Below are 18042 nucleotides of genomic sequence, written 5' to 3' on the forward strand. Positions count from 1 at the left end.
GAAATTCAAACACATGATCTATGATCATCCCGACGCCCGCCCGGGGCGGGCGCTTGCAGTTTTTTCCATGGTTCCGGCGGTCAGTGGCTCTGCCGCGTCTGGTAAGTCGGCGGGACGATGGTCTCGACCGGACGGCTCGCCCAGTCCAGCGATGTGGCACGGCCGACGATGCGCTGTTGCGCTTCGCGCAGCCGTGTTGCGGCGGCGGGATAGTCGTACGACAGCACCTGGCCGCGATCCACCACATGGCGGCCGTCGACATAGACCGAGCGGATCACCCGTGAATCCCCCGCGTAAAGCAGATTTCGAATCGAGTCATGGACCGGCTGCAGCATGGGATGGTCGAGATCGACCAGCACCAGGTCGGCCCGGCATCCGGTCTCGAGGCGGCCGATGTCCTGTAACCGCAGCGCCGTGGCGCCGGTGGTGGTCACCGCATTGAACAGGTCGGTGGTGCTCAGCGCCCGCGGCGTCACCGCCTGGGTGCGGGCGAGATAAGCGGCGAGCCGCATCTCGGTCAGCATGTCGTGCGGATAGGTGTCGGTGCCGATGCCGACGCGCACGCCGCGTTTCAGATAACGCCCGAGATGACGCAGCGTGATCCCGCGGCGGGCGAATACCGTCGGGCAATGCGCGACGAACGTTCCGCTGTCCGCAAGCCGGTCCAGATCGCTGTCGCTCGACCAGCGGGTGGAAGCGTGATCGTCGAGGAAAATGGCGTGGCCGATGATGGAGCGGTCCGACAGCACGCCCAGTTCATGCAGCCATTCGATCGGCGTCTTGCCGTGGCGCCGCGTCATCTCGTGAAACTCGACCACCGACTGGGCAGCGTGGGTCTGCCAGGGCAGGTCGCGCCGCACCGCTTCCGCAAAGGACTCGCGCAGCAGGTCGGCACTGCAGGTATCGATCTGGGCCGGAATGACCATGCCGGAGAGGCGGCCTTCGGAATGACGCGCAACATCGTCCAGCAGAGCGAAGGCGGCCGCCATGTCGCGGCGGCCGGCCGGCTCGTCCCAATCGTAGTCGACCACATGGCCGTTGGTGGTTTTCCAGCTCGCCGATTTGAACATCGGCGCGAGGCACACCCGCAGGCCGCTTTCGGCGGCAACCTCACGCCAGCCCTCGTAGGGCAAAGAGAGATCGGCAACGGTCGTGACACCCGAGAGCAGCATCTCGCCATAGGCGACCCGCGCGCAGTCGGGTTTGGCCTGTGCGTCGGACCGGAAGATCGGCATGAACTCGTAAAGCGAGGAGTTGTAGAGGCCGGCGCTGCCGAGTTCGTCGATCAATCCCTTGTTCATCGGCTCGGTCGACGGATGGCTGTGGATGTCGACCAGGCCCGGCATCACCATCAGGCCGCCGCCATCGATCGTGGTTTCGGCCGTGCCGTCGAACGACGCTCCGACGAAACTGATCCGCGACCCGGTGAATACGAGGTCGGCGTTGCGCAGGTACACATGGGTTTTCGTCTCGGTATCCCATGCGACGATGGTGTCCGCGTTCTTGATCAGGGTGGTGGCGGTTGGCCGGTCGCTGCGCGCACTCATGCCTCGGCCTCGCAGGCTTCGAAATGCGTTGCGATCTGCTGGCCCGTGGCGATCCACAGTTCAGGCCGGCTCTGTGCGTAAGCGAGAAATTCGCGCAGCAGCCGCAGCCGCATCGGGCGGCCGCTCACCTGCGGATGCAGCACCGTCGTGACCATCGCGCCCCAGTCGATGGTTTCGTCGAGCTCGTCGCGCCAGAGCGACAGCACATGCTCCTTCGGGAAGATCGATCGCGGGCTGAAACGATTGGACAGCCCGAACATCCAGTCGTCGTAACTCGCCGTCACCGGCAGTTCGACCACGCCGGGCGTGCCGTCATCCAGGATCTGCCGATACGGCCTGACATCGTCGCGCCATGAGCTGGAATAGCGGATGCCGCGCTCCTTCAGCAGCCGGCGCAGCGCCTCGCAGCTCTCGCCAAAGGGCGCGCGATAGCCTGTGGGTACGACGCCAAGGCGGCGCTTCAGGGCCTCGAAACCACGATCGATTTCCTCCACCAGAAGCGGTGCGTCGGGATCTGGCATCAGATGATGGTAGCCGTGATGGCCGATCTCATGGCCGGCCTTCAGGATCGCCTCGGCCATCGCCGGATGCGCGTCGGCCGACCAGCCGGTGACGAAGAAGGTCGCTTTCAGATCGCACTGCGCCAGCAGTTCCAGAAGCTTGGGCACGCCGACCCTGGCCTCGAAGCCGCCATAGGACATGGTCACCAGGCGCGCGTGATGAGCGGGATCCTTGCTGGTCCAGGCGCTCTCCGCGTCGACATCGAATGACAGGAACATCGCGGCCTGCTTGCCGCCGGGCCACGGAAACACCGGTGCAGGAGCCGCGGCGTTGGCCGGCCGCAACGGGATCGCGTCCCATGCGTTATTATTGTTATTGTCCGGCATCGATCGTCACCTCGCTGACGGCGTTGGTCGAGAGCTGATACTTGTCGAGCAGCTTGTGATAGGTCCCGTCCGCGATCAGCGTGCGCAGCGCATCGGCAAAGGCGTCGCGCAGCGCTTCGGATCGCTTCGGGAAAGCGATCCCGGCCAGTTGTTGCCGGAGCGGCTCGCCGACAAGAACGTAAGCATTCGGTTCGAGTTTCATCATGTAGTGCAGCGTCTCGTTGCCCTGGAGGCCGGCATCGATGCGGTTCTGCTTGAGCTGCAGCCGGCTGTCGGCCGGACCGTCATTGCCGGCGAAAATAATGTCCGGCTTTCCATTGGCGACGCAATTGGCCTGGCTCCAGGTCGCGACTTCCTTGGCATAATTGGTCTTGCGGCTGGCGCCAATGGTCTTGCCGCAGAGAGCCGCGTTGTTGGGAAATTCGGCCGCTCTGTCGATCCGGACGAAGGCCTGCGGCCCGCTGCGGTAATAGTTGACGAACGTCATGGTGCCGCGGCGGCTCGGCAGATCCGTGATCGCCGAGAGGATCACGTCGACGCGCCCGGTCTCGAGCGAAGGGATCATCTGCTCGAAGGTGCTGGGCACCCATTCGATGGTCAATCCCAGCTGTTTGCCCAGCGCGTTGCCGAGATCGTGATCGAAGCCGGTGAGTTCGCCGGTTGCCGGATCGCGCCAGTCCAGCGGCGCGTAGTTGGGCGACACCGCGGCCTTCACCGAGCCGCGGGCCATGATCTCCGCGGGCGGCCCGGCCTGCGCGGCCCCCGCATACATCAGGCAAGCCACCAAAAGAATTGCACGCATGTCGCCCCACCTCCGCATTTGCCGCACCCCCAGTGTCAGGCCAGAACTGCCGCCAGAAAATCCTTGGTCCGTGTTTCCTTGGGCGCGGCCAGCAAATCGCGCGCCCTACCGGTTTCCACGATCGTTCCGTGATCCATGAACACCACGCGGTCGGCGACCTCCCGGGCAAAGCCGAGCTCGTGGGTCACGACGATCATGGTCATGCCGCTGGTCGCCAGTTCGCGCATCACCGCCAGCACTTCGCCGACCAGTTCGGGATCGAGCGCGCTGGTGGGTTCGTCGAACAGCATCACCTGCGGCCGCATCGCCAGCGCCCGCGCGATCGCAACGCGCTGCTGCTGGCCGCCCGACAGCTCGGATGGATAAGACCTGGCCTTGGATTCGAGACCGACGCGGGCGAGCAGCGCATGCGCCTCGTCGGTCGCCGCGCCGGGATCGCGCCGCTGAACCTGGATCGGTCCCTCGATCACGTTTTCGATCGCGGTCATGTGCGGAAACAGATTGAAGCGCTGGAACACCATGCCGGTCTTCAGCCGCTGGCGTGCGATCGCCGGCTTGTCGAGGGGGCGCAAGCGCTGGCCGTCGATGCGGTAGCCCATCAGTTCGCCGTCGATCCACACCGCGCCGGAGTCGGGCTGCACCAGCTGGTTGATGCATCGTAACAGCGTCGTCTTGCCCGATCCCGAGGCGCCGATCAGGCAGACGGTTTCGCCCGCGCCGACATCCAGTGAGACGCCCTTCAAGGCATGGAATGCGTCGAAATGCTTTTCGATGTGCTGCAGCGAAACCATCGGTCGCATGTCAGCGGGCCCTCGATCGGCCGCGGGAGAAGCGGCGTTCCAGCAACACCTGCAGCGGGGTCAGGATCGTCACCACCGCGAGATACCAGAGGCCGGCGACGATCAGGAGTTCGATGACCCGTGAGTTTGCGAAGTAGATGTTCTGGGCGTTGTGCAGCACTTCGGCGTACTGGATCACGCTGGCCAGCGACGTCAGCTTGATCATGCTGATGAACTCGTTGCCGAGCGGCGGGATCACCACCCGCATGGCTTGCGGCAGGATGATCCGGCGCAGCGCCCGCAGGTCGGTCATGCCAATCGCCTGTGCCGCTTCGCGTTGCCCGGTGTCGACGGCGAGCAGGCCGCCACGCACGACCTCCGAGGTGTAGGCGCCTTGGTTGATGCCGAGGCCGAGCAGGGCGGCCATGAACGGCGTCATGATATCGACCGTTCGGATGTCCCAGATGCCGGGAAAACCGATGGTCGGAAAGACCAGCGCCAGGTTGAACCACAGCAGCAGCTGCAGGATGATCGGCGTGCCCCGGAACAGCCAGACATAGGCCAGCGCCAGGCCGCGCAGCACCGGATTGTCCGACATGCGCAGGATCGCGACCCCGACGCCGAGGATGATTCCAAGGGTCATGGCGAGGATCGCCATGATGATGGTGTTCCTGATCCCGGTAAGGATCACCGGCGCAGTCAGGAATTGCGAGACCACCGGCCATTCGATCTGGCCCTCGGCGAACGCCTTGACCAGCAGAACGAGCAGACCAGCGAGAATAATGATGCTGAGCCATCGTCCCCAGGGGGTCGGACGGGCTATGGTGAAGCCCGAGACATCAGGAAAGGTGTCGGCTCCGCTGCTCCGTCCGCTCATGATCGTGGCTCTCCGTTGAGCAGCACCGTGTCGAGCGCGTGTGCGCCGAGGTTCCATTTTTCGAGCACGCGCTGATAGCTGCCGTCCGCGATCAGCGCGGCGAGCGCATCGGCGACGGCCGCGGTCAGTTGCGGATTGGTCTTGGCGATGGCAATCGCCTGATAGCCAGTGGCGAATGGTGCACCCAGCGGACGATAGACTCCCACATCCTGCGACATGGCGTAGGGGAGGGTCTCGCTGCCTTGTGCCGCGGCATTGATGCGCGTTTGCTTGAGCGCGGCGCGGGCATCGAGATTGCTGGACATCCCCACCACCTCGATTGCCGGCTTGCCGCCGGCCTCGCAGGTCTGCCGGCTCCAGTCGGCGATCTGGTTCGGCAACGATGTGCTGCGGCTGGTGCCCACCGTTTTGCCGCAGAGATCGGTCGGCACCTGCGCCGGGCTATCCTTGAGGACATAGAACTGCGGGCCGGTCCGCAGATAATCGATCAGGTCGAAGCTCGCACGGCGTTCCGGACGGTCGTTCAAGGCGCTGATGACAAAGTCGGCCCGTCCGGTCTGCAACGACGGCAGCAATTGCTCGAACGCGCTGTCCGACCACACGATCTTGAGGCCGAGTTTGTCGGCGATCGCCTCACCGAGATCGACATCGAGGCCGACGAGCTTGCCGCTCGCCAGATCCTTGTATTCCATCGGCGGGTAGATTGCGTTGATGCTCGCGCGCAGCGTGCCGCGGGCCCGGATGTCGGCGGGAAGCTCGGCCGCGCCGGCCGTCGCCAGGGTTATGAGCAGGGTCGTGAGAACGGCCGCAACAGAAGCGGCGAGCTTGGCGATGATGCCGAGGCGGAGGACCGTGCGCGCGACCATGTCGTCCTTTGTGTCTGGCGTTGGCGCTCAGGCGGGTGCGATCGCGCCGACCTGAGCGGTGATACGGCCGTAATGCTGCGGACGGCGATGGGCCGCGAAATTGAACATCTTGCTTTTGCCCTGCAAACATTGGTCCAAGTCGCAATCCGCAACGATCAGTTCGTCGTCCAGGCTTGTTGCCTCAGTGAGGATCAGTCCGTTGGGATCGACGATGCAGGAGCCGCCGATCAAAGCGGAGCCGTCCTCGTTACCGGCCTTCGCCACGGCAACCGCGAAAGTGGCGTTCATGTAGGCGTTCGCCTGGATCGCGAGCTTGGCGTGGAAGGTGCGCAGCGTGGCGTCTTCGCTGCTGCCGCCGTTGGGGTCGTAGCCTGCGGAGTTGTAGCCGACACAGAGCAATTCCATCGACTGCAGGCCGAGCTCGCGCCAGGCCTCCGGCCAGCGGCGATCGTTGCAGATCAACATGCCGAAAATGCCGCGCTGCCACGCCTTGGGACCGCGAAACGCCTGGAAGCCGAGATCGCCGTACGCGAAATAACGCTTCTCGAGTTGTTGAAAGTGTGAGTCGGGCCGCGGCTGTTCGCTGCCCGGTAGATGGACCTTGCGATAGTTGCCGACGACGGCGCCATCCGGCGCCACCAGCATCGAACTGTTGAACCGCTGTCCCTCAGGCGTGAGCTCCGCGTAGCCGACGTAAAAGCCGACCCCGAGTTCGCGAGCGCGGGTGAACAGCGGCGCGACGGCGGGGTTGGGCATGGAGCGTTCGAAGTAGTGCGTGAGCTCGTCGTCGCTCAAGAGCCAGCGCGGGAAGAAGGTGGTGAACGCGAGTTCCGGAAACACCACCAGTGAGGCGCCGCGGTCGGCAGCCTGCTCCAGCAAACGGATCATGCGCGCGAGGATGTCCTCGCGCCGATCACCGCGCTGATTGGGGCCCATTTGCGCGCCAGCCACCCTGACAATCCGTGTCATCCGCAGTCTCTGATTCCCGTCTCGGTTGGGCCCAGCTTGCCCGCGTTGCCGTGCAGGATTCAATAACTTGGACTATGATAATTTCGGGCAGACTATTCAGATGGCTTATAATGAACCTGAGGCAGCTGGAGATTTTCCGTGCGGTATTCCGGTATCGGACTACCATGGCGGCGGCGTCCGAACTGGGCTTGTCCCAGCCGGCGGTCAGCAACGCCATCAAATCCATCGAGTTGAACGTCGGCTTTCCGCTGTTTGAGCGGATCAACAACCGCCTGCACCCAACGGCAGAGGCGAAATTCCTCTATGACGAAGCCGATCCGCTGTTCGCCATCCACGATGCGTTCGCAGCCAAGCTGGAGGATTTGCGCGAGAACCGCAGCGGCCGGCTGCGGCTGGTCGCAACCCCTCCGCTCGGCTACGGCATCCTGCCGGGCGCTCTGAAACGGTTTCTGGCGCGGCGTTCCGGCACCAGCGTCTTTTTCGATGTGCGCCGCCTCGAGGGCGTGGTCGATGCGATCGAGCGCGGCATCGCCGAGCTTGGCTTCGCGCTCAACATCGGCGCGCTGCCGAACGCGCGTGTCGAGCCGCTGTTCGAAGGCGAGATGGTGTGCGTGTTCGCGCCGGATCATCCATTGGCCGCACTTGATGTCGTGACCCCGGCCGATCTGCAGGGGCTTCCATTGATCGGCCTGGAGCGGGGGACACGGTTGGGCGAAGCCGTCCGCCGAAGTTACGAGAGTGTCGGGTTACCCTATCGTTTCGCCGTCGAAGTCCGCTACTGCAACACCGCGTGCGTGCTTGCGGAGAGCGGGGTCGGCGTCGCCATCGTCGATCCGTTCTCGCCAAGTCGTGGCGCGCGACATGACCTCGCGGTCAGGCGCTTCCGGCCCAGCACCCCGGCCGTCGCCTATGCCATCTGGTCCGACGTCCGACCGCTGTCGCGCACCGCGCAGGCCTTCCTGCAGGAGGTCAAATCGGAAAGCGCGCGCCAGATTAACCTTCCGCCCCTGTGAACGCTGCGGAATCCGGATCGTTATCCTTACCAACAGATTGCTGGCCGGCTTTAACCCGTGGATTTACGCACTGGATTAGACTGGCCTGCAATCGAGGGACCAGATCCATGCGGAGCGTGTTTGCAGCCGCCATCATCATCGCAGCGACCCTGCCGGCCATGGCCGAAGACGGGTTCGACATCGCCATTCCGGGGCGCCCCCGGGTCCCCGTGCTGATCAACGGCCGCGACGCCTCCTATTCCATGGTGGAAGGCAACTGGGGCCTTTCCAAGAACGTCCACGTGCAGCCGTACATCGTTGGCGGCGGTTACGCCTACGTCGAGAAGCCGGTCGGTCATTATTATCCGAGCGCCGGCCGGATCCCGGGTTATGGCCGGCTCGAAATCGAGCCGCCGGCAAACCGGGCGCTGCCGCCGGAAGCGGAGAGTTTTAGCCGCTCCTGGTCCGCCCAGTCGGCGCCGCCGCAAATGCAAATTCCGCAATACCCGCCACCCGTCATCGTCGCGCCGCAGTTCGACGGGCGCGGACGTCCTGATCGCCCGCACGGCGGCAAAAGATTCTGAAAGGCGGGCACCGATTTATTCGAGCGATGCGACAAGAGACGTCAACGACATAAATAAAACGAGTAACAGGAGAGAGCGTAACATGCGTAAGACGATCACAGGATTGGCCGCGGCCTTGGCCGTGATGGCCGCAAGTGCCGCGCCGGCGATGGCCTGCGGCGGCGATTATTATGCGGGCGGTTGCTCGCGGGGCCTTTTCACCTCCGGCGTTTTCGGTTCGGGCTTTGGCTACAACGAGAGCTACGGCTACGAACGGCTGCCGGACCCCAGTCCGGTGTACCGCGGCCGGGCGTATGGGCCGCAATACTACTACGTCAACCAGGGCCCGACCTACAGCGGACCGGCCGACTACGCGCCGGCGCCGACCTACCAGGAGCGTGCGGTCAATGGCTGGCGCGGTTATGACCGCGGCTACCATTACGGCTACAGCGGCGGTCCCTACGGCAATGCCACCAGCCACTACTATGACGGCATGCCCGCCGCGCAAGGGCCGGTGGTCTATCGCTACTCCGGCTACCGATCCCACGGCTATCGTGCCCACCGCCACAGCATGCGATACGGCTATCGTGCCGCGCGTTATGGCTATGGTTATGGCATGCGCTCGGTGATGCCGCGCCATGGCTATGCGCCGCGCTTCTATGCCCCGCGCGTCGGCATGCATGGTCCGCGCATGACTCACATGCCGCGTTATGCCGGTCCGACCATTCGTCGTGGCTCCAAGCCGCACTTTATGCACTGACGGCATGCACTGACGACGTCGTCAGCTCACACCACAAAGCGCCCGCCCGCATTATGCAGGCGGGCGCTTTTGTTTGAATGCGTCAGGTCATCAGGCCGAGCCGGGTCGCGCCGATATAGAGCGCGAGCACGGCGGCATTGGAGACGTTCAGGCTCTTGATCTCGCCGGGCATGTCGAGCCGCGCCACCACGCGGCAGGTCTCCCGGGTCAGCTGCCGCAGGCCCTTGCCCTCGGCGCCGAGCACCAGCGCCAGCGGCGCCTGCAGGTCGACAGCCGCGAGGTTCTCGCCGCCTTCGCTGTCGAGGCCGACGGTCATGAAGCCGTTGTCGTTCAGCTCGGTGAGGGTGCGGGCGAGATTCTGCACGGTGACGAACGGCACCAGCTCCAGGGCGCCGGAGGCGGATTTCGCCAGCACGCCGGTCGCCTCGGGGCTGTGGCGGGCGGTGGTGACGATCGCCTTGACCCCGAACGCCGCCGCCGAGCGCATGATGGCGCCGACATTGTGCGGGTCGGTGATCTGGTCGAGCACCAGCACGATGCCTTCCTGGGGCAGGGTGTCGATGTCGGGCGAGGGCAGGGGATCGGCCTCGGCCAGCAGGCCCTGGTGCACGGCGTCGGGGCCCAGCCGCTGGTCGATCAAGCTGGGACGCACCAGTTCCGGGGGCACCCGGGTCTCGATCTTTTCCTCGGCCAGGCGCCGGGCGGCGTTTTCGGTCAGAAACAGCTTGCGGATCTTGCGCCGGGGATTGGCCAGCGCAGCGGTCACCGTATGCCAGCCATAAAGGATCGCCGGGCCGTCCGAAGGCTCCCGTTCGCGCTGCCAGGCGGGTCTGCGCCCGCCGTCGCGGGATTTGGGGCGGAATCGGGCCTTGTGGTCGCGGTCGCTCATGGCGGGCTTGTCTCACGACCGTCCAAACTTGGCAATTTGATGGGGAGCAAACAGGGAATTAAATGCTGCGATTGGTTGACTTTACCCCGGCGCTTCGCCCATAAACGCGCCAATTCGGAGCCCGTCGCGGATCTGCTGACTGGGCTCGCTTTTTGCCGTCATTCCTGACCGCAATCCCACCCCCAAGACCTGATTGATAGGGGGTGGATGCGAGGTTGACGGTTCTGAGCGGGGGAGTGTCCCGAGTGGCAAAGGGAGCTGACTGTAAATCAGCCGTCTTATGACTTCGAAGGTTCGAGTCCTTCTTCCCCCACCATTTTGAAAACGCTCGGGAACTTCGGTTCCCGGGCGTTTTTGTTCCAGACGGTCCGCCCGTGCCGATGCACCCCTGATGTGAGGGTGTGGCAATGCACCGCGAGCCTGATCCCGGCGTTTGATCCCCATTTCCAGGGTTCCAGTAAAAAAGAACGCGCCTGCGCTGCAAAAGTCCTGCACAACAGGGGCCTGCACGGGCAGGCGGCGATAGTCGGCAAGACGGGAGCGAAGACATGACACTCGTGCGAGGCGGCTTTCGGCGGTACGACGAGGATCGTGGCGTCGTTCTGTTCACGATGACCAATGCGGCAGATGAAGTGACCTGCGCCATCAGTTCGGCCGCCATGGACGATCTTGATGGCAAGACCGGACTCAAACCGTCGCAGCGCGAGGAACAGTTTCTCCGGCTGCGCGACCGGATCGAGGAACGTGCGACCCGCAAATTCGATGCGGCCGAGCTCGAAGGCCGGCCGCCGGGGATCATTCTTCGCTCGATCGATTTCCGCTGAACGATGCTGGGTACGGCCGCTGATCGGTTATTTGCCGAGGTGGCGCCGCACGGCAGCCACTGAGGTCCCGACCTGTTCGATCGCCGCGAACAGATCCTGCGGCGAGACGCTGAGCCGGTAGGCCCAGTAGTTGGTCGCCTGGGCGTCCTTGGTGTCGATGGCGGGTGGTGGCTTCACCACGTCCATCTCAGGCGCGACGATCGCAGCTCCATTGCTGGCGATGATCATGCTGGTCTCCAATCCCCCGATGAGGAAAATAGCACGATCGGAGAGACGGGCGGACGGCCGGTTCGGCGTGGCGTTAATAAAGCCTGAAAGGCCCGCGGCACTAAAGCCGCGAGCCTTTCAGAGCGGTCTTGGATTCGACTCAGTAGTTGGCGTGTCGGCGATGCCGGCGCGGGCGTTCCTGTTCGTAACCGTAGGAGGCGAACGGGTTGCGGTAGCAGCCGCCACGCAATCCGCTGACGGCGGCGCGGCATTGATCGTAGGTGTAGTACATGCAGTCGTTGGCATAGCCAGTGCTCGATGTGCGCGCGCACCACCCGATTTCCCGGGCCTGCGCCGGTGCCGACATCGCCGTCATGCCGGCGGAGGCCGCTACCAGGGTCGCCGCCAAAATCAACTTGCGCATTGTGAGGCTCCTTCAATTTCCAAATAACGGCGAGTTCGCCGCGGGTTGTCGGGCTGTCCCTGCCGGACTGCCCCCGTTGGACGGTCTCCGAACGGACTGCGTTCGATCATCCGGGGTCACAGCTTCGGGAGATCCTGCTGCCCTAAACACCAGCTTGCGCCAGCCTGTTCCCAGGGGAGGCAAATAAACAGACGGTTTTTGGCCGCATGCGACCGATCGCGCGAAAAAAGTCCAGTGGAATCAAGCCCGCTGCCGAAAGTGCACCGTTGCCAAGCCGGCCGATCCGTTGCATATCTCCGCCTGATGCGGGTGTAGCTCAATGGTAGAGCAGCAGCCTTCCAAGCTGAATACGAGGGTTCGATTCCCTTCACCCGCTCCAATGTTTTCAATGGCTTAGGTCGTCAAGACCTTTCCGTTCTGACAAGGAGCGCGCTTCCATTCTGACAAACGTTCACTTTTTAGCCGTTCGATTGCGCCGTTTAATGCGCTTAATCTGCGCTTCCTGCTTGCCCTCGTCATCGTTGTGCAGGTAGTTCCCCATCGCTGCGACTGACGACCACTGGCCTTTTTCCATCAACTGCAATGTCGTCAGCCCCGAATACTTAGATTCGGTAGCACCGCCAGTCGGACGAAGCGCCTTCATTGCATCTAGCTCAGCCATCAGCAGAGGATAGAGCGGCTTGCCCTTCTTATCGAAGAGCGGTTCCCATGAGCCTTTGCTGGTCTTGTAGTTGATGACATAGACGTGGTTCGGATGGGCGTCCGGACGATAGTGCTCGGCCATGAAGCGGATGAAGATGTGAGCCTTGCGCTGCAGCCACTCCCAGCCGATCAGAACACCCGTTGCCAATGACGGGTAGCCCATTTCGATCGCAGTCGCGCGGAATGCCGCCAATTCGGCAAAATTTGCATGTGGCGTTTCCCGCTTCGTGGATCGCAGGCCCATTTTCTCGAACGGGTTCCGCGGTGGAAACAAGCTTGGCTGCGCGCGTGAGATTGTATTCCACGCACTGCGTGCGGTTTTCATCGCGTGATTGACGGTGGTGCGGCGCTCGACCTTTTCACCCTTCACTTTTTTTTAAAGAGTAGCTTCTCGAACAGCTGATCGACGAACGCTGTATCGACGCTCGAAACCCGCCTCGTCCCCAATCGCCTGCCGTCCCGCAAGATGTATTCGCAAATCATCTTGATGCCGGTCTCATGGACTCGGCATTGACCAGGGCTCAACAGCTGAAGCCGCTTTGCAGTTTTCTGAGACCAAGTTCGGCGATACTCGTGGAACAGTCAGTCCAGAGTACCAATTACCACGCCAATGCCGACCGGATTGGCGTTCTCGCCGCCGGTGCGCCAGCTATCGAAAGCGGGCAGCAATATCTTCTCAGCTCGGCTGACAGCGCTGTCGTAGTCGGTCCCGAGTGAGCTGCTGCCGGTTTGATGCACACCGAGATTAGGTGTTTCATAAAGCCGGAGGTGGGCGATGAAAAGACGGAAGTTCACAGGCACTCGACTATCCGTTATCTCAGCCCGGCTGAGTTCGAGCGCAAGGTGGGATTAGCTTAACCGGGTGTGCATCAAACCGGCAGCAGCTCAGAGTGACTCGTCTCCCGACGTGACCGGAAGAAGGTCGAAATGTTGTTCGCGCACCTTAAGCGCATCCCGCATCGCGACCGGCCCCGATTATGCCGCCCGAACGGCGCGCGCGACCAGTTTAACGTCGCCGCCGCTAACCAAAGATTTCTGACCAAAAGGCGAGAAGCGAATGTCTGGTCGCTGTCGTATAGGCAAATGTGGCGGCGATAGTGAACCCGGGCTTCGGCCCAAACTTCTCAAATCCTGTTACGTCAGATTCATTGCGGCAAAGATGTCGGCATAGGTGCCGTCCCGCTCCGCCCACCGGCGCGCCCGATCACGTTCAAGCAGGATTTCTCCCCCCGGGGTGTTCGCCTCGTTCAAGCAGCCGGATTACATCTGCAACGAAGGCACCGAGAGGCATGGCACGCGGATCTGAGGCCTGCTGAACGCCCGTCAGCTCTGTCTGCATTCGTCGCTGCTCCCACGTCTCGACCGAATGCCCGCTGAAGATGCGACCGCGTGGCAGACCGAAGATGAAATAGGGGTTGAGCATGGGCAGTGCTCCCACGGCCTCCAGGCGCGATTTCTGTTCGGTCGACAGCTCAATGTCGAGCGCTGTGACGTTCTTCCGTAGCTGCTCCTCCCTGCTTGCGCCGATCAGCACCGATGACACGCCGGGCCGGTTCGCGACCCAGGCGAGCGCCACCTGCGCCATCGGTCTGCCGACCCAGCCGCGCGGGAACAAGGCGCATGACACTTGCAGCAGGCAGCGCCCAGAAGCCGCCAATCGAAATACCAAGCAATGCTCGTCCAAGCAGCAATAACCGGTAGGCGGTCGCCAAGGCCACGACCGATCCTGACACCGCTAACAAGAAGGTAAGACCGATCAACACATGACGGCGATCTAGCCGATGTACGACCGCAGTGACCGACAGGCTGGCGAGGACAGCGAAAATGCCTGACACAGAAATCGCTTGGCCTGCCTGGCCCTCGGTCAGTCCGAGGTCGTGCGCGATCGGGCTAAGCAGGCTCATCGGCAGGAATTCGGAGGCGATCAGCACGAAGGTGCAGAGCGAGATCGCATAGATTGCGCTCCAGGCAGCCGCGGGTTCGTCTTGCAGCCCTGCAACATGGGCCTCCGGCATGGTATTTGTTGTCATGGTCATTCCTTGACCGCGCGACTGAGTCACTGCGAAATGAGCGCCATCCCCCAATGGTCGAATAATGGACAGCGAACCTAGCCGCCGGCGATGCCGTTCAACGCCACGACCGCTTCAGTCGGCAGATCCAGTTCGCTTACGGCGAGATTCTCGCGCAAATGAGCGGCGGACGATGTGCCCGGGATCAGCAGGATATTGGGGGACCGGCGCAAGAGCCAGGCTTGCGCCACCTGTGTCGGTGTGGCACTCAGTTCGCTTGCGACATCAGACAGGACTGCCGATTGCAGCGGCGAAAATCCGCCCAGCGGGAAAAAGGGGACATAGGCGATGTCGTCCCGGGCCAGGGCGTCGATCATCGTATCGTCACCTCGATGCGCGATGTTGTACATGTTCTGCACGCACACGATGCTGACGATGGTGCGCGCCTCCGCCGCTTGCTTGGACGTGACGTTGCTGACGCCGATATGGCGAACCAATCCCTGCTGCTGAAGCTCCGCCATGGCGGCCACAGCTTCCTCGATCGAACCCTCGGCAGGTCCCATCATGCTGAACATGGCGCGAATATTGACGATGTCGAGCACATCGCGGCCAAGATTACGCAGGTTGTCATGAACCGCTTGTGTCAGTTCCGCAGCCGACATCGCGGGCAACCAAGACGCGTCGTGACCGCGACGGGCACCCACCTTCGTCACGATCACCAGATCATCGGCATAGGGATGCAGCGCCTCCCGGATGATCTCGTTCGTGACGTGGGGGCCGTAATAATCGCTGGTGTCGATATGATTGACGCCCAGCGCGATCGCCTCGCGTAACAGCGCCACCGCCGCCTTTCGATCCTTGGGCGGCCCGAATGCCTGTGGACCGGCGAGTTGCATTGCGCCGTAGCCGATCCGCTTTACGATCCGGTCACCGAGCGAGTATGTGCTGCTGTTATTGAGCATATTCGTTCAATCCAATTCTGCTGGAGCCCGTGCAAACGGGTGAGCCCTGCGGTTCGGTGTGCATTTGCGGCGTGACGGCGACCGGAGGGATCGCCGTCACCCAAAATGCGAGCGCCTCTGTTGCGGAAGGTCTCGGCGTCCCACGGCAAGGGCAACTGCCGAGAAATCCCGATACGCTAGTACCCGGAATCATAGCCAAGTGACACGAGCAAACACTGTACGTGCCCACCGATTCTGAATCACGTTTGATCAAAAGTGGGTACTAGATACCGACGGTCGCGCCGCGCACCTTCACCACGGCACAATGCCGTCCGCGTTGCGGAACTGTCCTGCAATCTCGCCATCCGCTTGCAGGGCAAGCCGGACAGCTTCCGAGGCGCCCTCCGCCGGGGTCATGTGCCCACGATGACCGTTGAGGTCCGTCTTGACGAAGCCAGGGCACACCGAATTGGCAATGATATTCTTGTCCTTCAGCTCAGCGGTGAGCTGTACAGTGAGCATGTTAAGTGCCGCCTTGGACGCATTATAGCCCAGGAAACGGCCCAGCAGATCAGGGGCGCCGTTGATCGTCAGCGATCCGAGGCTGCTCGACATGTTGACGATCCGCCCGGCGTCCGACTTGTGGAGAAGCGGCAACATCGCCTGCGTGACGATGAACGCGCCGAAGAAATTCGTCTCGAAAGTCCGACGAATGGCATCGAGCGAGGTCGTGCTGGGGCCGGCGTCCGAGAAGTCCGCGATGCCGGCATTGTTGACCAGAATATCGAGACGACCATAGTCCGCCTCGATCGTCGCGGCCGCGCCCGCTACGCTTGTGGTATCCACGATGTCGAGCTGGATCGGAACCACGCTGAGTCCCTCGCCGACAAGCGCGTCGGCAGCTGCCTTGCCGCGCGCCGTATCGCGCGCGCCGAGTAGAACGAGCGCACCAGATCGGGCGATCCCACGCGCGATTTCAAAACCGATGCCTTTGTTTGCGCCGGTCACGAGCGCGATCCGATTGGGGGGGCTGGCCATATATTTTGCTCCTGTGGTTGGAATTGCCGGTCAGCATCTATATATGAACAAAAGTTCGATTTTGGATTCGCTTATGAAAGTGGCCTCTCTTCCTAGCTTAAGCCCGCGGAAAACACCGGTTCAGGCCCGCGCGGCGGTTACGATTGACGCGATTTTCGAAGCAACTATTCAGGTTTTGCTGGCCGGGGGCTTGGGCCGTTTGACGACCACCAAGGTGGCGAAGCGCGCCGGTGTGTCCGTCGGAACGATGTACCAGTACTATCCGCACAAGCAGTCATTGCTCTATGCGGTGCTCGATCGTCACCTTGCCATGATCCGGGACGCGATAGAGGAAACCTGCCGCAGTCACCGTGGCCTGCCCATCGCTATCATGTCGGGCGCTGTCGTGACGGCCTATCTCAATGCCAAAACACGCCGCTGCGACGAGACGCGCGCGCTGTATCAGGTTGCGGCAGAACTCGACAGTGGGGAATTGATCGATTCCGTTTACCGCCGCATCGGATCAGCGACGGCAGCATTGTTTGCGACGGCCACAGACGCGGAGTTCAGCGATTTGGCACTGGTGAACTCGACATTTCTGAACGCCCTCTCGGGATCGGTCCATTCGCTGTTCCAGCGCGATACACCACCTGATGCCGATTGCGCGTACCGAGGTCAGCTCGTTTTGATGTGCCAAAGCTATCTGGAGGCAGCGAGGGTGAAAGGACAGTCGGCATAACCAAGGAGTTCGGGAAGAAAAATGCGAATGTTGGTTCGCAGGCTCTCCTTGTCCTGCGAAATTTCATCTCCAGGAGGACATGAAACACACCTGCCGCGCGATTCGGCTGGATAGGTCTCAAAGCTAGTTTCTGCGAGTCTTCGTCATCAAGCCGGTCTCTTTCGGTGTTGAGCGGTCAGACCTCTTGAGCCGGTGGTCTCAGAGTTCGTCGGGCGGCGGTTCTTCTCGATCTTCCGGCTCCAAAACCCACCCGAAGCGCGGCCATCAGAGCAGCTGAGCCGGGTTGCACGGAGCGGCCTCGTGCGGTGGCTATCGCTATTGAACGCATTAGCGGCTTGGGCGCAACGCCGGCGGTCTTCAGGTCGCAGGTCTCGAACAGGGGAAGGACGCCGACAGGCAAGTAAGAGATGCCGAACTCCGCCTTCAGCATGGCCACGATCGTGATGACATTGTGGGATTGAAAGGCCGGTTTAAAAATCGCTCCTTCCGCTTCATAGGCCTCGCGTAACATCTCCCAGGCTGCCGTCTCGGTCGGCATAGTCAAAAGAGGATACTTCGCCGCCTCAGCCAACTGGACAGTACGGCTGCGAAAGAGCGGATGATTGGCGTGTGCGACCAGAACGAACTGTTCCAGGACAAGCGGTTCAAACTCGAAGCGATCATCGGCCTTAGTCATCGGACCAAGTGAAAAATCGATCTCGCCCGAAACCAGCCGGTCAAGTGAGCGACCGACCAGGTCATCGCGTACGATTACCTCGATCCCCGGCCATCTGCGCCTGAATTTTTCGATAATCGGAATGAAGACCGTGCCGGCCGCCACGGTCGGAGCGACTCCTATGACGACGCGCCCGCGCTGCATGCGTGCTTCATCACGGAATTCGTGGATCACCGCGCGAAGCTCCGCCATCGCCTGTTCCGACCGGATGCGCAGGCGCTCACCGTGCTCGGTAATCCAGACCTTCCGGGTTGTGCGATGAAACAGCTTCACGCCAAGCACATCCTCCGCATGTCGAACGCGCGATGACACGGCGGGTTGTGAGATGCCGAGCGAGATAGCCGCGGCGTGGAAACTGCCGTGCGCGGCGACCGCAAGAAATGCCTCGATATCGCGGGGACCGAGATTGATTTCAGACATGAATTAATCGATACAATAAAATGATTTTTGTTGTCAATCGTTTCGACCTAGCGTTCTGGCCAACGACAACCGCCTGCGATGCAGGGAGAGTTGCTCAGGGAGGTCAGATTTTC

The 18042-nt window shown here is 62.3% G+C and carries 22 protein-coding genes, 2 tRNA genes and 1 pseudogene; 8 read left to right on the forward strand and 17 right to left on the reverse strand.

Going from position 1 to position 18042, the window contains the following annotated elements; translation table 11 throughout:
- Positions 1-80: 80 nt before the first annotated feature.
- Genes RS897_RS27315 through RS897_RS27345 form a run of 7 tightly spaced genes read right to left on the reverse strand, consistent with a single transcriptional unit; the run spans position 81 to position 6727 of the window.
- The gene (locus RS897_RS27315; protein WP_315831834.1) at positions 81-1547 is read right to left on the reverse strand and encodes an amidohydrolase family protein; all 1467 of its coding nucleotides are present in this window, start codon (positions 1545-1547) and stop codon (positions 81-83) included.
- Positions 1544-2434 (reverse strand): polysaccharide deacetylase family protein, encoded by an 891-nt coding sequence (locus RS897_RS27320; protein ID WP_315831835.1) that lies wholly within the window; start codon positions 2432-2434, stop codon positions 1544-1546. The genes RS897_RS27315 and RS897_RS27320 overlap by 4 nt, the downstream gene beginning before the upstream one ends.
- Positions 2421-3236 carry an ABC transporter substrate-binding protein gene (locus tag RS897_RS27325; RefSeq protein WP_315831836.1) on the reverse strand — a complete coding sequence of 272 codons (816 nt, stop codon included), beginning with the start codon at positions 3234-3236 and terminating at the stop codon, positions 2421-2423. The genes RS897_RS27320 and RS897_RS27325 overlap by 14 nt, the downstream gene beginning before the upstream one ends.
- A gap of 35 nt (positions 3237-3271) precedes the next feature.
- Positions 3272-4036 carry an amino acid ABC transporter ATP-binding protein gene (locus RS897_RS27330; protein ID WP_315831837.1) on the reverse strand — a complete coding sequence of 255 codons (765 nt, stop codon included), beginning with the start codon at positions 4034-4036 and terminating at the stop codon, positions 3272-3274.
- Between the two features lies 1 nt (position 4037).
- On the reverse strand, positions 4038-4892 hold the full coding sequence (locus tag RS897_RS27335) for an amino acid ABC transporter permease (protein ID WP_315831838.1): 855 nt from the start codon (positions 4890-4892) through the stop codon (positions 4038-4040).
- The gene (locus RS897_RS27340) at positions 4889-5758 is read right to left on the reverse strand and encodes an ABC transporter substrate-binding protein (RefSeq protein WP_315831839.1); all 870 of its coding nucleotides are present in this window, start codon (positions 5756-5758) and stop codon (positions 4889-4891) included. The genes RS897_RS27335 and RS897_RS27340 overlap by 4 nt, the downstream gene beginning before the upstream one ends.
- A 27-nt stretch (positions 5759-5785) precedes the next feature.
- The gene (locus RS897_RS27345) at positions 5786-6727 is read right to left on the reverse strand and encodes an N-carbamoyl-D-amino-acid hydrolase (RefSeq protein ID WP_315831840.1); all 942 of its coding nucleotides are present in this window, start codon (positions 6725-6727) and stop codon (positions 5786-5788) included.
- A 110-nt stretch (positions 6728-6837) separates the two neighbouring features.
- Here RS897_RS27345 and RS897_RS27350 point away from each other — a divergent pair, with 110 nt between their 5' ends.
- The 3 genes from RS897_RS27350 (at position 6838) to RS897_RS27360 (ending at position 9042) form a co-directional block, all read left to right on the forward strand.
- Positions 6838-7740, forward strand: a complete 903-nt coding sequence (locus RS897_RS27350) for a LysR family transcriptional regulator (RefSeq protein ID WP_315831841.1) — start codon at positions 6838-6840, stop codon at positions 7738-7740.
- A 107-nt stretch (positions 7741-7847) separates the two neighbouring features.
- Positions 7848-8303 carry a hypothetical protein gene (locus RS897_RS27355; RefSeq protein WP_315831842.1) on the forward strand — a complete coding sequence of 152 codons (456 nt, stop codon included), beginning with the start codon at positions 7848-7850 and terminating at the stop codon, positions 8301-8303.
- 82 nt (positions 8304-8385) lie between these two features.
- Positions 8386-9042 carry a hypothetical protein gene (locus RS897_RS27360; RefSeq protein ID WP_315831843.1) on the forward strand — a complete coding sequence of 219 codons (657 nt, stop codon included), beginning with the start codon at positions 8386-8388 and terminating at the stop codon, positions 9040-9042.
- Between the two features lie 82 nt (positions 9043-9124).
- On the opposite strand, the gene rlmB is transcribed toward RS897_RS27360, so the two are convergent.
- Positions 9125-9931 (reverse strand): 23S rRNA (guanosine(2251)-2'-O)-methyltransferase RlmB, encoded by an 807-nt coding sequence (gene rlmB, locus RS897_RS27365; RefSeq protein ID WP_315831844.1) that lies wholly within the window; start codon positions 9929-9931, stop codon positions 9125-9127.
- Positions 9932-10161: 230 nt separating this feature from the next.
- On the opposite strand from rlmB, the gene RS897_RS27370 reads away from it, so the two are divergent.
- Together RS897_RS27370 and RS897_RS27375 are read left to right on the forward strand one after the other, a co-directional pair.
- Positions 10162-10247 (forward strand) — tRNA-Tyr (locus RS897_RS27370).
- Between the two features lie 232 nt (positions 10248-10479).
- On the forward strand, positions 10480-10755 hold the full coding sequence (locus tag RS897_RS27375) for a DUF1488 family protein (RefSeq protein ID WP_315831845.1): 276 nt from the start codon (positions 10480-10482) through the stop codon (positions 10753-10755).
- 27 nt (positions 10756-10782) lie between these two features.
- Here the strand turns inward: RS897_RS27375 and RS897_RS27380 are convergent, their stop codons facing one another.
- Both RS897_RS27380 and RS897_RS27385 read right to left on the reverse strand, forming a co-directional pair.
- Positions 10783-10983, reverse strand: coding sequence for a DUF3606 domain-containing protein (locus RS897_RS27380; RefSeq protein WP_315831846.1), 201 nt, complete (start codon positions 10981-10983; stop codon positions 10783-10785).
- 139 nt (positions 10984-11122) lie between these two features.
- Positions 11123-11386, reverse strand: coding sequence for a DUF3551 domain-containing protein (locus tag RS897_RS27385; RefSeq protein ID WP_315831847.1), 264 nt, complete (start codon positions 11384-11386; stop codon positions 11123-11125).
- Between the two features lie 305 nt (positions 11387-11691).
- Between RS897_RS27385 and RS897_RS27390 the strand changes: the two genes are divergently transcribed.
- Positions 11692-11765 (forward strand) — tRNA-Gly (locus tag RS897_RS27390).
- Between the two features lie 72 nt (positions 11766-11837).
- On the opposite strand, the gene RS897_RS27395 is transcribed toward RS897_RS27390, so the two are convergent.
- Positions 11838-12458 carry a hypothetical protein gene (locus tag RS897_RS27395; protein WP_315831848.1) on the reverse strand — a complete coding sequence of 207 codons (621 nt, stop codon included), beginning with the start codon at positions 12456-12458 and terminating at the stop codon, positions 11838-11840.
- A gap of 212 nt (positions 12459-12670) precedes the next feature.
- Positions 12671-12889 carry a hypothetical protein gene (locus RS897_RS27400; RefSeq protein WP_315831849.1) on the reverse strand — a complete coding sequence of 73 codons (219 nt, stop codon included), beginning with the start codon at positions 12887-12889 and terminating at the stop codon, positions 12671-12673.
- A gap of 93 nt (positions 12890-12982) precedes the next feature.
- On the opposite strand from RS897_RS27400, the pseudogene RS897_RS27405 reads away from it, so the two are divergent.
- Positions 12983-13186 (forward strand): annotated as a pseudogene (locus RS897_RS27405) (hypothetical protein); the annotation flags it as partial.
- A 112-nt stretch (positions 13187-13298) separates the two neighbouring features.
- Here RS897_RS27405 and RS897_RS27410 read toward each other — a convergent pair.
- From RS897_RS27410 to RS897_RS27425, 4 genes are all read right to left on the reverse strand, one after another.
- On the reverse strand, positions 13299-13673 hold the full coding sequence (locus tag RS897_RS27410) for an aldo/keto reductase (RefSeq protein ID WP_315831850.1): 375 nt from the start codon (positions 13671-13673) through the stop codon (positions 13299-13301).
- The gene (locus RS897_RS27415) at positions 13561-14118 is read right to left on the reverse strand and encodes an MFS transporter (RefSeq protein WP_407654310.1); all 558 of its coding nucleotides are present in this window, start codon (positions 14116-14118) and stop codon (positions 13561-13563) included. Before RS897_RS27415 ends, RS897_RS27410 begins: the two co-directional genes overlap by 113 nt.
- A gap of 77 nt (positions 14119-14195) precedes the next feature.
- Entirely contained in the window at positions 14196-15059 is an 864-nt protein-coding gene (locus RS897_RS27420) for an aldo/keto reductase family oxidoreductase (RefSeq protein WP_315831851.1), read from the reverse strand.
- A gap of 291 nt (positions 15060-15350) precedes the next feature.
- Positions 15351-16076: an SDR family oxidoreductase gene (locus tag RS897_RS27425; RefSeq protein ID WP_315831852.1), complete on the reverse strand. Its 726-nt coding sequence runs from the start codon at positions 16074-16076 to the stop codon at positions 15351-15353.
- A 43-nt stretch (positions 16077-16119) separates the two neighbouring features.
- Between RS897_RS27425 and RS897_RS27430 the strand changes: the two genes are divergently transcribed.
- A complete protein-coding gene (locus RS897_RS27430; RefSeq protein ID WP_315831853.1) occupies positions 16120-16794 on the forward strand; it encodes a TetR/AcrR family transcriptional regulator in 675 nt (224 codons plus the stop codon).
- A 175-nt stretch (positions 16795-16969) separates the two neighbouring features.
- Here RS897_RS27430 and RS897_RS27435 read toward each other — a convergent pair whose 3' ends face one another.
- Complete coding sequence (locus tag RS897_RS27435; RefSeq protein WP_315831854.1) at positions 16970-17929, reverse strand: LysR family transcriptional regulator; 960 nt, start codon at positions 17927-17929, stop codon at positions 16970-16972.
- Positions 17930-18042: the final 113 nt, after the last annotated feature.

The organism is Bradyrhizobium prioriisuperbiae (genome assembly GCF_032397745.1).
Classification (GTDB): Bacteria; Pseudomonadota; Alphaproteobacteria; order Rhizobiales; family Xanthobacteraceae; genus Bradyrhizobium_A; species Bradyrhizobium_A prioriisuperbiae.